The sequence below is a fragment of the Nonomuraea sp. NPDC052129 genome (assembly GCF_040680095.1).
Classification (GTDB): domain Bacteria; phylum Actinomycetota; class Actinomycetes; order Streptosporangiales; family Streptosporangiaceae; genus Nonomuraea.
In genome coordinates, this window is record NZ_JBFAVX010000007.1 from 101,798 (window position 1) to 115,100 (window position 13,303).

Sequence of the window (13,303 nt, forward strand, 5' to 3'; positions counted from 1 at the left end):
CTTGGGGCGGCTGCCTGAGGCTGGGAGTCGGATACACTTGGGGACGGTTCAAGGGGCTATGGCGCAGTTGGTAGCGCGCCTCCATGGCATGGAGGAGGTCTGGGGTTCGAATCCCCATAGCTCCACTCTCCCCGCACAAAGGTCTTCATTGGGGCGCTTCGCGCTCAAGGGCCTCAGGCGTTGCCTTTCAGTCGCGCCGTAGCCGCGACCCCCTGTAGGGCCTCCGCTTCGCTCCGGGCGTTCTTTTCCGAGCCCGCCCGTTACCCGATTCGGTGGTTGGCGAGTTGCCGCCCACCCTGCCCTCAAAGGGCTTCGCCTTTGGGGGCGCTTCGCGCCTGGGCTCAGGCGTTGCTTCCAGTCGCGCCGTAGCCGCGACCCCTGAAGGGCCTCCGCTTCGCTCCGGGCGCTTGATTTGGGCGTGGGCTTCGCCCACGCGGTTCCCGTTGACCGATCGGGCTATCTGAAGATCTCGGCTGCCGGAGAGATCATGAGGGCTAGCTGTTGAGGGTTGGTCAAGCCGAGTCAGCCTGGCCAGGATGGGCGCAGTTGCGATGTCGGACACGCCGAGAGCGAGAGAGCTCGGGACATCGACGTGTTGGCGGGGCTGAGCCTGGCAACGCATATTGGCGTCGCGTCATGATTCGGTCACGGAGAGTGGATGTTTCGAGATACGGTCGCACGCATGCGGGTCGGAATCTACGTGGACGGCTACAACCTCTACTACGGAGCGCGGGGCCTGTGTGGACGGGGCACGCCGGGCTGGCGCTGGCTCGACCTCCGAACCCTGGCAACCGATCTCGTTGGCCGGCGCACTGATTGGCAGGGCGCACACGTCGAGCGGCTCGTATACTGCACCGCCCGCATAGATGGCGCTGATAACCCGGATGGCCAGCGCGATCAAAGCGTCTACCTCAACACCCTGCGAGTTGGCCGCAGCGTCGACCACATTGAGTTCGGCTACTACGTCTCTCGGGTTAAGCATGCACCGCTGGCCGTACGGGATCGGATGGGTAGACCCGTGCTCGCCCGTTCGGCGTGGCCAATCCAGGTCTGTGGCTCCTCCGGCGCGCCGGTCCCGGATGCGAGCTTCATGGTCTCCTACGCCTACCGTGAGGAGAAGGGCTCGGACGTCAATGTCGCCTCGCACCTTCTCCTAGATGTCTTCACCGGCAGCATCGACGCGGCGGTGGTCATCTCCAATGACAGCGACCTGCGCTTTCCCATTGAACAGGCGCGGCAGCGCGTGCCGGTCGGGCTCGTCAACCCCAGCAGTAACTATCTCGCAGGTGCGCTGCGCGGACAGCCCTCGGAAGGCGTGGGGCGTCACTGGTGGTATCAATTGGTCGCAGGAGACCTGATGGGGTGCCAACTGCCCGTAACTGTCGGGGCCTACACTCGCCCTCCGGGCTGGTGACAGCGATCGCCGACATCTAGCGAAGGTCACCTGCTATGCTGGAAGCACATACCACCCGGCTCCTTGTGGGCCGGGTTTTCTCATGTCTGCAGGCGCAGCCGCACTCGATCGTCGCTGGTGAACGTACTTCGCAAGTCAAGCAGGCACGCCAGAACGCGTTGGGATCGGGTAAGGGCACCACCGCACTGTGCGCGCTGGACCCGTGCAACCCGCCGCCCTGCGGCGCTTCCGGCGTACTCCCGGTGTGTCGGCGCCGTCGGCGTAGAGCACCGGCGCGGGCGGCATGCGTCGCCAAGTGGCCGCCGGTTGTCGTCGCCCGTAGGCCCTGGATCTGGATCTGGAGAAGTGCTGCCAAAGACTTGCGGACCGAGTCATGCAGGGCCGCGTATGCGAGATACGGATCTGTGCGGGCAGGTGCTTCGGCGCTGACCAGGTGCTGCCGGGCGTTCGAGAGCATCCGCTCGGCGAGTTCGGCATCCGCGACGACCTGGGTGAATTCGCGTCGTTGGAGCATGCCGATGATCTTCGTCTCTCCCCCGTGCCCAACCCGTCATTCGCTGTCTCCCATGGGGATCGGTACGGGCACCTGCGGGCGGCTGTGCAGCTCGCGGATGAATCCGTCCTCGTTGGCTTCCCACCGGGTGCGAGTGGTGATCACCGTGTTGACCTCGCGTGCGAGCCTGGACCGTGCGCGGGCTGTGGCCTCCTGGAGATCATCGCGATCGGGTCGGCCGATGATGAGGAGGTCGATGTCGACCGGGGCGGGACCGGGCTCTCCGCGCATGCGTGCCGCCCACGAGCCGAAGACGGCGGCTTCCTCTATCCCGTTGAGGTGGGACAGCTCTTCGGCGAGGACTTGGGCCGGGCCCAGGGTGATGGTGACGAGGTCGCGCAGGGGCCCGAAGAAGGGGGCTGTCTGGTTGGCTCGGACCAGTTTGGTGCGTCCTACGTGACGCGAACTAAGGACGCCGGCTTGTTCGAGCCGGGACACCTCGCGGGCCATGGTGCCGCTATCGGTCCCGGCGGCCTCGGCCAGCTCACCGATGGAGTACTCCGCGTCGCCCACGTACGTGTGCGTCAGCACCGCGCATGTGATCCGAGAGCGGAAGATCGGGAAGATCGAGGGCGGTGGTTGCTGCATGCCTGGATCCTTCGTCAGGGGCATGCGTGACAGGATGATCACGCTCAGTATATTACTGTCAAAAAGCCAGGATATTCTGGCCATTTGACAGATTACCTGTTCGGGCGTCGGCCGGTGGGGAGTAGGAGGCCGGCCAGGGCGGCGACCAGGGCGCCGGTGGCGAGCACACCGAGGACAATGAGCAGCACCCGGCGGCGGCCGAACATGTCGCCGAGACGGCCCGCGATCGAGGTCGCGATGGCGGCGGCCAGCAGGTAGGCGGTCACGAGCCAGCTGATGTCCGCGGTCGAGGCCCTCAGGTCGGCGGCGATGGCCGGGAGGGCCGGGGCGACGAGCGACTGCAGCATCGCGAACACCACCCCGGCCAGCGCCAGGAAGCCGAAGACGAGCGCGGGCTTCGCGTGCGGGCGTGCTGGGCAGCCCGGGGGAGCGCCACGTCCGGCTCCTGGAATGTTGAGTCGCCACGCATCACGTCACCAGTTGACGGGCAGTTCGTGGACGCCGTAGATGCTCATGTCGTTCCTGAACCGGATGTCCTCGATCGGTTTCGCGAGCCGCAGCCCCGGAAGCCGGCGCAGCAGGGTGGGGAGAGCGATCTGGAGTTCGGCGCGGGCGAGGGTCTGGCCGATGCACTGGTGTACGCCGTACCCGAACGCCAGGTGCCCGCGCGCGGGCCGGTCGAGGTCCAGTGTCTCGGGCTCGGGGGTGAAGGCGGGGTCCCAGTTGCCGGCGGGCAGGTTCATGATCAGCCCCTCGCCCGCCTTGACCAGCGTGCCGCCGATCTCGACGTCCTCCTTGGCGATGCGAACGATCAGGCTGTGCACGATCGTGAGGTAGCGCAGGAGTTCCTCGACGGCGTTGGCGAGCACGGCCGGGTCGTCGGTGTCGCGGATCCTGGCGGCGGCCTCGGGGTTCTCCAGCAAGGCCACGGTGCCGAGAGCGATCATGTTGGCGGTGGTCTCGTGGCCGGCGTTGAGCAGGATGACCCCGTTCATCGCGGCGGTCTCCCGCCGTAGTTCGCCGGTCTGGACATGTTCGCGGATGACCCGGCTCATCAGGTCGTCGCCGGGTTCTTTCTCCTTGCGGGCGACCAGTTCCATCATGTACCCGAAGAACTCCCTGGAGGCCTTGGCCTTCACCTCCGGCGAGGTGTTCATGTTCATCAGCTTGCCGGTGATCGTTTGGAAGAAGCCGTGGTCAGCGTACGGGACCCCGAGCAGCAGGGAGATCACCAGAGAGGGGATCGGCAGCGCGTAGTCCTGGACCAGGTCGCCCGGCTGCCCCTTGGCCACCATCTTGTCGATGAACTCGTTCGCCATCGCCTCGATGTCCGGGCGCATCGCGTTGACCCGCTTGACGGTGAAGTCCTTGGTGAGCATGCGACGCAGCCGAGCGTGCTCGGGGTCGTCCATACGGGGGAACATCTCCGGGGCGTTCGGGCCGTCGTGTCTACCGTGGCCCTGCAGCACACCGAGAACTTCGGCGCTGACGGCCGGGTGAGCCATGGCGGTCTTGATGTCCTCGTACCGGCTCACAGCCCACACCGTGTGGCCGTCCCAGTTCACCTGCCGCAGACCCTCCTCCCGCCATCGCGCGTACTCGGCGGGCGGGTTGAACGGGCAGCGGGCGACGCGTTCGCCGGGGAAGATCGGCAGGTCGGTGGTGGTCATGGAAATCCCTTCTGTCAGGCGGCGATGGTGAGGGTCCGTCAGGCGGCGGTGGTGAGGGCGGTGGTCCACGGGGCGCGGGCCGCGATGAGAGCGCGCCACGCGCGCAGAACCTTGGGGGACATGTCGGCGGCGAGGACGCCGACGAGGCGATCGGCCTTGCGGTAGGCGACGAGGAGATGGTCGCTGTTGAGTACGAGTGCCTCGTCGTGGTCGCGGAGGTGGCCGTAGGCCTGGAACTTGGTGCCGTACTGGTCGGACCAGAAATACGGCACCGGGGCGAACGGCCGGGGTTCGCCGAGCAGGTTGCGGGCGACGGCCATGCCCTGCTCGGCGGCGTTGGTGCGATGCTCGACGCGCATGTGCGTACCGAACAGCGGGTTGTGCCAGCGGGCCACGTCACCGACCCCGTACACGCCGTCCGCGGCGGAGCTGTACTCGTCACACACGAGTCCGTTGTGGACGGACAGGCCGCTGCCGGTCAGCCACTCGGTGTTCGGCACGGAACCGATGGCCACCAGTACGTCATCAGCCGCCACTACCGTGCCATCAGCCAACCGCACCCCCACCATTGGTCCGCCACCGGTGCCGATCACGCCGGTGACCGAGACCTGGGTGCGGACCGTCACGTCGTGCTCGACGTGGAGGCGCGTCATGAGCTGACCGGCTTCCTCGCCGACGGCCAACGCCAGCGGCACCGGACCCGACTCCAGCAACGTCACCCGTACCCCGAGATCGCGCGCGGTGGCGGCGACCTCGGCGCCCACGAACCCCGCGCCGACGATCACCAGATGCCGCCCGGGCCGCAGCCGCTCCTTCAGCGCCAACGCGTCCGGCAGGGTACGCAGCGTGTGCACCCCGGCGAGACCATCGGTGCCGGGCAGGCGGCGGGCACGGACGCCGGTCGCCACAATCAGCGCGTCGTAGGGCAGGTGGGTGTCATCGGCGAGTGTCACCACCCGTCGGCCGGTGTCCACCCCGGTCGCCGCGACACCCAGCCGTAGCTCCAGGCCCAGCGCGTCAATGTCGGTCTCCGGGCGCAGAGCGAGCCGGTCCGGCGCCCACTGCCCGGTCAGCAGCTGCTTGGACAACGGCGGCCGATCATAGGGCAGCCGCGGTTCGTCGCCGACCAGCGTGATCACGCCCCCGAATCCGGCCCCGCGCAACGCCTCCGCCGCCGCCAGCCCACCGGCCGCCGCCCCGACGATCACGACCCGGTCCGGGGAGGCGTTCATGACTCCGCCAGGTGGATCGCCGTGGCCGGGCACACCATGGCCGATTGCCGGACCGCGTCGTGCAGCACCGGCCCTGGTGTCTCGTCCAGCAACACCACGATGCCGTCCTCCTCCCGCTGGTCGAACACCTCCGGCGCGAGCAGTACGCACTGACCAGCGGCAACGCACTTGTCGGCGGCAACACTCACCTTCATCGGATCTCCTCCTCACCTGTTGCTAACCGGCAGCTTCCTGCCATTTCACCTTCAAGGCGAAAGCTAGCACACAAATGGCAGCATGGTGCCGGTTGATAGGCTCTGGTGGTGGTCACCGAAACCGAGCGGCCCCTGAGGGCTGATGCCGTACGCAATCTCGAACGCATCGTGCGTGCCGCGCACGCGGCCTTCGCCGATGACGGCCCGGACGTGTCGCTCGAGGAGATCGCCCGCCGCGCGGGGGTGGGCATCAGGACGCTGTACCGGCACTTCCCGCACAAGGGTGACCTGGTCAGGGCGGTTCTCGATCAGAGTGTGGCCGAGAACCTCACACCGGCCATCGAACGAGCGCTCGACGATGAGAACCCGCTGCACGGTCTGACCACGTTGATCGAAACCGCCGTCGACATGGTGGCTCGTGAGATGAGCACTCTGGCCGCCGCGAAGAGCGCCGGCTCCCTCACTCCCGACCTGTCCGCCACGTTCTTTGAGGCGCTCACTCTGCTCGTACGACGGGCCCAGCAGGCCCGGCTCCTGCGCGCCGACCTCGTCCCGGACGACCTGCCAAGGATCATGGCCATGCTCACCAGCGTGCTCTGGACCATGGACCCCAAGACCGAGGGCTGGCGCCGCTACCTCGGCTTCCTTCTGGACGGGTTGTCGCCGGCCACGGCGAGCGTCCAGCCCGCGGCGGTTCCTGTGGTCAAGACGCCACGAACGGGCAACTGGGTCCTCTGACGACCCGGCTGCCCAACCAGCCGCCACTTCCTGTCAAAGCGCCGACGACCGATAGTCAACATCAGGGTTGATCTCAGGGTGAACCCTGATGCGCTCAGCTATAACTGTCAGCATGCTGCCAGTTCAGTTACCGCAGCTATCCGTCTGAGAGGTGCCGCTCGTGGCGTTGTCCAATGTGTTGGATTGGTGGCAGTCGTTGCCGGAGCCCGCCCTCATCGCCGGCGCGGGAGTGATCGCTCTCGGTGAGTCCGTCATCGGCATCGGGTTCTTCCTCCCGGGTCAGGCGGCGCTGATGATCGCCTCGGCCACCGTCGACTCGATACCCGAGTTCCTGATCCTGTGGGCAGTGGTGACGGTCGGCGCGGTCGCGGGCAACGTGATCGGGTTCGAGCTCGGCCGCCGCGTGGGCCCGGCACTGCGCGAGACCAAACTCGTCAAGAAACGCGGCGCGAAGGGCTGGGACAAGGCCACGGCCCTGCTCCGCAAGCACGGCCCCTGGGCCGTGTTCGGCGGCCGGCTCGTACCGATTGGGCTTGTGCAAAGCGTGGTGCCCGCCGTCGCCGGCGCGGCGCACATGCCGTACCGCACGTTCCTGCCCCCGATGGCGGCAGGCGCGGCCTGCTCGACGGCGCTGCCCCTGCTGATCGGCATCGGAGTCGCCGCAGGACTGAAGGACGCCAGCGGCATGGTTCTCGTCATCGTCGGTGTGTTGCTCGCGCTCGTCGCGGTCGTCGTGATCCGTAAGCGCCGCAGAGCGAAGACGACCACAACAGACACGTCGCCCCACGACTCGGATCGCGGCCCGGATCCCGAGCGCGAGCCGGCGCACAGGGCTTGACCATGAAGGGCCTTAGCTCCGGGCGGGGGCTCGGCCCGCCCGTTCCGGGCTCTCTCAGGTGGCGCCAAGCGCGAGACTGGCCCACACGATTTTCCCGCCGGCCGGGGGCCATCGGATGCCCCATCGTTGAGATAGCGATTCCACCAGGAAGAGGCCGCGGCCGCCTTCATCGTCGAGGGTTGCGTCATGACGCCGCGGCGGCTCCCGTTTGGGATCCCAGACTTCGATCACCAGTTCAGGGGTGAGCAGATAGAGGTACAAGCAGACGACCTCCATGCGGTCGTACAGCTCCGTGTAGCGTGCCTGCAACGGGATGATGTTGGTCACCCTGATCGCGTTCGTCACGATTTCGCTGACTATCAGCTCCGCGTCATCGACCACATGGGTCAGGTGCCATTTGTCCATCAAGGCTCGGGTGTGCATACGGGCTGTAGACACGGATGAAGCCATAGCAGGAAGTGGGATGCAGCTGACGAACTGGTCTTCGGCGGTCTTAGCCATATTGCCTCGCTGCTGCTCTGGCACGATTGGCGGCCGCTCCCCTTTATTGCTTCGCGCTGCCAATCGTGCGGCTCGTGGGGTCAGCGCTGCTGGCGGTGGGCGCCGATGGCGCGGAATTCGTCGGTTGGCTGTACCGCGACCTCCTCGACCTGCGTACGGCGACGTACTGGTACGACCGGGCGATCGAGTGGGCGCAGGAGGCCGACGACAGCTCCATGCAGGCATATGTGCTGCTTCGGAAATCTCAGCTGGCTTATGACCGACGGGATGCGCTGCGGGTGCTCACTCTGGCCGAGGCGGCGCAACGGACAACCACCCGGCTACCACTCAAGGTTTGCGCCGAGACCACGCTGCAAGAGGCGTTGGGCCTGGCGATGCTTGGTGAACCGCTGCGCATGGTCGAACAGAGGTTGGACGACGCCCGGCAGTTGCTCGCCCGCTCGACGGGCGACGAGGCCGACGCACTCGGCGGTGTCTTCAGCCAAGAGACCCTGCTGCTGCGCAGCACCGCGTGTTACACCGAGGCGGGCAAGCCCGCTCTGGCGGCCGAGATACTCGACGACATCATCTCTAGTGACACTCTGTCCGCGCGCGATGCTGGTTATTTCCGGGCGCGACGTGCAGCCGCCCTAGCCATGATCGGGGAGCCGGATGAGGCGGCCATCCTCGGGTCTGAAGCCGCGCGGGTCGCCCAGGCCACTCGCTCCGGGCGTACGACTACCGTCCTGGTGGACACGATGCGGATCTTGGAGCGCTGGAGCTCCCGGCCGCAGGTGCGGATGTTGCGGGATGCCTTGATCGAGGGGCGCACCGCCTAATCGCCAGCCCGCAGCCAACTGGCCACGGTCTCGATGACCGACGCCTGCCAGATTCGGCTCTGAGGGCGGAGGTACTGGGGATCGTCGTGGACGGCGAAGCCGTGCTGCGAGCCCTCGATTTCCACCAAGGTGCAGGCGGCGGTGAACTGCCCCACGGCAACGCGTGAGGACTCGATGGGCACCAAGGTGTCCTTGGTGCCGTGCACGATGAGCGTCGCCGCCTTGATCGCGCTGAGGATCGTATGCGGTTGCAACCAGAAGGCCTCGTTGAGGAGCGGGCGGCCGTGCTTCAGGCTCGGGGTGAAGGCGATGTATCCCTGTTCGGTGAGTTGCCGGGCGACGGTCTCGTCCAAGTAGTCGTCATGCCAATAGGGCCTTTTGTCGATGGTGCGCTTCTTGTAGTTGAACTGTGGGTTGAGCAGCACCAGCCGACTCACCTCATCGGGCCTATGGGCGGCGTAGTAGCCGCAGATCCCGCCGCCGAAGCTCGCACCGAGCAGGCTGAGCCGGGTCGCTCCGATCGCCTTGCGTACGTGAGCAAGCGCCACCCGGATGTCGTTGAGAATCGTCGCGAGAGTCAACTCCTCCTGGCGGCCCTCACTTTCCCCATGTCCGCGCAGGTCGAAGCGCAACGAGGCCAGGCCCGCCTCTCCCAGTCCGGCCGCCAACCGGGTGAAGAACCCGCCCTCCTCGCGGGTCACTCCGCCTCCGTGGACCAGGACGACCGCGGACTCGGCTGATTTGCCCGGCGTTACGAGCGTTGCGGCGAGACGCAGGCCGTCGAGGGTGCGAAGGGCGACGGACGTACTTTGGACCGGCATGGCGCTCCTGGCGGTAGCGGGAGAAGGCCATGGTCCCATCCAGGGGAAGCATGGTGCGAGGCTCTTCGAGCGCGACCCCACGCTCGACGTGCCCCGGCCTCAGCTGTCGCCGTACGACATCCTCCTGATGCTGCCGCGTTCCACTGAGCGGGACGGTCCAGTGGTCCACGACATATGTCCCATTACGCTGCTGGTGGCTGGCGAGTAGTGGACCGCCCGGCGATGTGGGAGCCGATGACGTGAGCGTGAGCACGCGACGGAACGAGCCCGGCGAAGTGGTCTACATCCTGGATGACGACGAGCAGTTGTGCTCCTCGCTGGCCTGGTTGCTGGGATCGGTGCACATCAATGCCGAGTGCTTCACCGAGGCCGCGTCCTTCCTGTCGGCGATCGATCCGGAACGGCCCGCCTGCCTCGTCCTGGACGTTCGCATGCCACATACGGGTGGCTTCCAGGTGCAGGAGATCCTCAATCGGATGGGTTCGTTACTGCCGATTGTGTTCGTGTCGGCCCACGGTGATGTCCGTATGTCCGTACGGGCCATGCAGCAGGGTGCCGTTGACTTTCTGGAGAAGCCGTACGACCCCCAGCACATGCTGGAGGTGGTACAAAACGCCCTGCACAAGGCGCGGGAGCTGCATGCCGAGCGCGCCGGGCAGCGCGCGCTGGAAGCCCGGCTCGCCGTGCTCACCCCGCGCGAGCTGGAGATTCTGCGGCTGGTCGTGGAGGGGGTGCCCAGCAAGAACATCGCCGGGCGCCTGGGCATCAGCGTGAAGACGGTGGACGTGCATCGGGCGCACATCCGCGAGAAGACCGCGGCGGAGACCCTGGGCGCCCTGGTCGCGGACGTGCTGCGATACGGCCTGCTCCTGTCTGCGAGCTGAGCCGGAGAAATGAGAGCTGAGCCGGAGGAAACCGCATGGCCGAAGCTGGAGGAAACCGCATGGCCGATCTCACGCTGGCCGACCTGGGCCGGCTCTTCCAGGCGCTGCGCTACTGCGTCCTCGTACACGACGCGGTGACCAAGGAGATCATCTGGGCCAACCCGGCCGCCTGCGACGTCCTCGGCTTCACCCTCGACGAGCTGAAGCCCTTGAAGGCGCCCGACATGAGCTCCAACGCCCGCCAGTACGCCCGCGAGATCGGCGTCGCGTGGTTGCAGCGGGCCGCCGACCACGGCACCGCCACCATCGAGTGGAGCTATCGGTCCAAGGCGAGCGAGGACATTCTCACCGAGGCCGTCGCCATCCGCGTGGACCTCGCGTCCGGCCCTGTGGTGATGGTGCAGTTCCGCGACATCGCGGAGGAGAAGGCCACGCGGATGGATCTGTCCCGCACGGAGGGGCGGCTGCAGACGTTCCTCCGCAATCTGGACGAGGGCATCGTGGTTCTCGACGACGACGCGCGGGTGCTGTTCGCCAGCGAATCGGCGGGTTCCCTGTTGCGGGTCGACGCCGGGCGGCTCGCCGGGGACGATTTCACCCGGTTCTGCGACCGCGAGTCGGCCACGAGGCTGCGCGAGGTGCTGGATACGACACCGCGGGGCGGGGCGCCGAGGGACGGCCGTTACCGGTTGCGCGCGACGAACGGCGAGGAACGCTGGCTCTCGGTCCGGTGCCAGTACATCGACATCGAGGGCGACCTGCGAGGGTGCCTTCTGCTCTTCCACGACATCACCGACCAGGTACGCGCGGAGGAGGAGCACCGCCGGGACGCGCAACATCTCAACCACCTCGCCCGCTTCAACGCCATGGGCGACATGGCGATGGCCATCGCCCACGAGGTCAGCCAGCCGATCGCCGCCGCGCACAACTTCGTGGCGGGCGTGCGCGGCCGACTCGCGGGGAACGGCGTTGACGCCGCGTCGCTGGACTGGGGGCTGGACAACGCGACCGCGCAGATCGACCGGGCGGCGCAGATCATGGCCAGCCTGCGCCGGTACGTCGTCGGCCTCGAACAGTCGGAACAACTCGCCGACCTGAACGAGATCGTCGCCGACTGCGCTCATCTCATCGACGTGCGGGCCCAGCAGAACGCGGTCGCACTGGAATGGGAGTCAGCGGTGGAACCGCTTGTCGTGCGCTGCGAGAAAGTCCTTATCGGGCAGGTCGTGATGAACCTCACCTTCAACGCGATCGACGAAATGGCCCGCTGGCCCGCGGAGCGGCGCGTCGTGACGATCGCGACCCGCCGCGACGACGCGTTCGGCGAGATCGAGGTGCGCGACCGGGGACAGGGCTTGGCGGCCTTCCCCCACGGCCGGATCTTCGACGGCGCGTTCACCTCGAAGCGGAACGGAAACGGCATCGGTCTCGCCCTCAGCCGCCGCATCGTCACACGTCACGGCGGCACCGTCCACGCGGCTGAGAACACGCCCCAGGGCGCGGTGTTCGCTCTTCGGCTGCCCCTGCTCGACGAAGTGCCGCCGCTGCGCCGCTGACGTCCAGCTGGCCGAAGTGCTCCCTGGCTCGCTTCACGCTCTCGAAGGCGGCGGCTTTGTCGGTCACGTCGAGCGGAAGTCCCGCGGTCATGTGACCTACACCACCGACCAATGGGTGTCACACAGCGGTGAGGGCCGGCGTCTTGTGCCTGGAGCGCAGGAAGCGCCGCAAGGAGGCGTATGCCGGCCTCTGGCTGCCCGAGCAGAGCCACTGCTCACCGTGCCGGACATGGCCGAGGAGCGCAGAACACATCTCATGGGAGGTCTTTCATGACGAACAGCGTTGCCGGCGAACTCGCCGGCCTGGAGCTGCCGGTCGAGCGTGGCTGTCCGTTCGCCCCGCCCGCCGCCTACGAGCAACTGCGCGAGCAGGCGCCGGTCAGCAAGATCCGCATGACCAGCGGTGGCGAGGCGTGGTGGGTGTCCGAGCATGAGGAGGCCCGTGCCATCCTCGCCGACCCCCGCTTCTCCTCCGACAAGCGCAAGGACGGCTGGCCGCTCTTCACCCTCGATGCGGCGACCCTGCAGCAGTTGCGCAGCCAGCCGCCGTTGATGCTCGGCATGGACGGCGCGGAACACTGCGCGGCCCGCCGCTCGGTGATCGGCGAGTTCACCGTGAGGCGCCTGGCCGCGCTACGCCCGCGGATCCAGGACATCGTCGACCACTTCATCGACGACATGCTCGCCGCCGACCAGCACCCGGTCGACCTGGTGCAGGCGCTGTCCCTGCCGGTGCCCTCGCTGGTGATCTGCGAACTGCTCGGCGTCCCGTACGCCGACCACGACTTCTTCCAAACCCGCACCACCGCGTTGGTGCGCCGGGGCTCGGTGGAAGACCGCCAGCGAGCCTTCGCCGAACTGCGCGCCTACATCGACGACCTGGTCACCCGCAAGGAGTCCGAGCCCGGCGACGATCTGTTCGGCCGGCAGATCGCCCGGCAACGCCAGGAGGGCACCGCCGACCACGCGGGCCTGGTGAGCCTGGCCTTCCTGCTGCTGACCGCCGGACACGAGACCACGGCGAACATGATCTCGCTCGGCGTGGTCGGGCTGCTCACCCACCCGGAGCAACTGGCTCTGATCACGAACGACCCGGACAAGACGCCCATGGCCGTGGAGGAACTGCTGCGCTACTTCACCATCGCCGACGGGGTCACCTCCCGGCTGGCCACCGAAGACGTGGAGATCGGCGGGGTGAGCATCAAGGCCGGCGAGGGCGTCATCGTCTCGGGCCTGTCGGCCAACTGGGACCCGGCGGTGTTCGAGAACCCGGCCGAACTGGACGTCGAGCGCGGGGCTCGCCACCACGTCGCCTTCGGGTTCGGCCCGCACCAGTGCCTTGGCCAGAACCTGGCCCGGATGGAACTGCAGATCGTCTTCGACACGCTGTTCCGCCGCATCCCCACCCTGCGGTTCGCCGCAGGGGTCGAGGACCTGCCGTTCAAGAGGGACGCCGTCATCTACGGCGTTCACGAGCTCCCGGTCACCTGGTGAGG

At 67.3% G+C, this 13,303-nt stretch carries 14 protein-coding genes and 1 tRNA gene; 8 read left to right on the top strand and 7 right to left on the bottom strand.

The annotated features are described in order from the left end of the window. The first annotated feature begins 52 nt into the window (after positions 1 to 52). A tRNA-Ala gene (locus AB0L53_RS18455) sits at positions 53 to 125 on the top strand. 557 nt (positions 126 to 682) lie between these two features. Next, positions 683 to 1,414 carry an NYN domain-containing protein gene (locus AB0L53_RS18460; RefSeq protein ID WP_363994817.1) on the top strand — a complete coding sequence of 244 codons (732 nt, stop codon included), beginning with the start codon at positions 683 to 685 and terminating at the stop codon, positions 1,412 to 1,414. A 550-nt stretch (positions 1,415 to 1,964) separates the two neighbouring features. Here AB0L53_RS18460 and AB0L53_RS18465 read toward each other — a convergent pair. The 5 genes from AB0L53_RS18465 to AB0L53_RS18485 form a co-directional block, all read right to left on the bottom strand. Continuing rightward, complete coding sequence (locus AB0L53_RS18465; protein WP_363994820.1) at positions 1,965 to 2,555, bottom strand: nucleotidyltransferase domain-containing protein; 591 nt, start codon at positions 2,553 to 2,555, stop codon at positions 1,965 to 1,967. Positions 2,556 to 2,647: 92 nt separating this feature from the next. Then, positions 2,648 to 3,007: an MFS transporter gene (locus AB0L53_RS18470; RefSeq protein ID WP_363995470.1), complete on the bottom strand. Its 360-nt coding sequence runs from the start codon at positions 3,005 to 3,007 to the stop codon at positions 2,648 to 2,650. A 21-nt stretch (positions 3,008 to 3,028) separates the two neighbouring features. Next, positions 3,029 to 4,225: a cytochrome P450 gene (locus AB0L53_RS18475; RefSeq protein WP_363994823.1), complete on the bottom strand. Its 1,197-nt coding sequence runs from the start codon at positions 4,223 to 4,225 to the stop codon at positions 3,029 to 3,031. 38 nt (positions 4,226 to 4,263) lie between these two features. Beyond that, complete coding sequence (locus AB0L53_RS18480) at positions 4,264 to 5,457, bottom strand: FAD-dependent oxidoreductase (RefSeq protein WP_363994826.1); 1,194 nt, start codon at positions 5,455 to 5,457, stop codon at positions 4,264 to 4,266. Continuing rightward, positions 5,454 to 5,651, bottom strand: coding sequence for a ferredoxin (locus AB0L53_RS18485; protein WP_363994829.1), 198 nt, complete (start codon positions 5,649 to 5,651; stop codon positions 5,454 to 5,456). Before AB0L53_RS18485 ends, AB0L53_RS18480 begins: the two co-directional genes overlap by 4 nt. Positions 5,652 to 5,759: 108 nt before the next feature. Between AB0L53_RS18485 and AB0L53_RS18490 the strand changes: the two genes are divergently transcribed. Both AB0L53_RS18490 and AB0L53_RS18495 read left to right on the top strand, forming a co-directional pair. Beyond that, positions 5,760 to 6,389 (top strand): helix-turn-helix domain-containing protein, encoded by a 630-nt coding sequence (locus AB0L53_RS18490; RefSeq protein ID WP_363994832.1) that lies wholly within the window; start codon positions 5,760 to 5,762, stop codon positions 6,387 to 6,389. A gap of 160 nt (positions 6,390 to 6,549) precedes the next feature. Continuing rightward, a complete protein-coding gene (locus AB0L53_RS18495; RefSeq protein WP_363994835.1) occupies positions 6,550 to 7,227 on the top strand; it encodes a DedA family protein in 678 nt (225 codons plus the stop codon). A gap of 54 nt (positions 7,228 to 7,281) precedes the next feature. On the opposite strand, the gene AB0L53_RS18500 is transcribed toward AB0L53_RS18495, so the two are convergent. After that, positions 7,282 to 7,728 (bottom strand): ATP-binding protein, encoded by a 447-nt coding sequence (locus tag AB0L53_RS18500; protein ID WP_363994838.1) that lies wholly within the window; start codon positions 7,726 to 7,728, stop codon positions 7,282 to 7,284. A gap of 26 nt (positions 7,729 to 7,754) precedes the next feature. Here AB0L53_RS18500 and AB0L53_RS18505 point away from each other — a divergent pair, with 26 nt between their 5' ends. Continuing rightward, positions 7,755 to 8,546, top strand: a complete 792-nt coding sequence (locus AB0L53_RS18505) for a hypothetical protein (RefSeq protein ID WP_363994841.1) — start codon at positions 7,755 to 7,757, stop codon at positions 8,544 to 8,546. Here the strand turns inward: AB0L53_RS18505 and AB0L53_RS18510 are convergent. Then, the gene (locus AB0L53_RS18510; RefSeq protein ID WP_363994843.1) at positions 8,543 to 9,367 is read right to left on the bottom strand and encodes an alpha/beta fold hydrolase; all 825 of its coding nucleotides are present in this window, start codon (positions 9,365 to 9,367) and stop codon (positions 8,543 to 8,545) included. The two genes, AB0L53_RS18505 and AB0L53_RS18510, sit on opposite strands and share 4 nt — an antisense overlap. Before the next feature lie 245 nt (positions 9,368 to 9,612). Here AB0L53_RS18510 and AB0L53_RS18515 point away from each other — a divergent pair, with 245 nt between their 5' ends. The 3 genes from AB0L53_RS18515 (at position 9,613) to AB0L53_RS18525 (ending at position 13,301) form a co-directional block, all read left to right on the top strand. Continuing rightward, a complete protein-coding gene (locus tag AB0L53_RS18515) occupies positions 9,613 to 10,251 on the top strand; it encodes a response regulator (RefSeq protein ID WP_363994846.1) in 639 nt (212 codons plus the stop codon). A 59-nt stretch (positions 10,252 to 10,310) separates the two neighbouring features. Beyond that, positions 10,311 to 11,807, top strand: coding sequence for a PAS domain-containing protein (locus AB0L53_RS18520; protein WP_363994848.1), 1,497 nt, complete (start codon positions 10,311 to 10,313; stop codon positions 11,805 to 11,807). 270 nt (positions 11,808 to 12,077) lie between these two features. Next, a complete protein-coding gene (locus AB0L53_RS18525) occupies positions 12,078 to 13,301 on the top strand; it encodes a cytochrome P450 (protein WP_363994851.1) in 1,224 nt (407 codons plus the stop codon). The last annotated feature ends 2 nt before the right edge of the window (positions 13,302 to 13,303 follow it).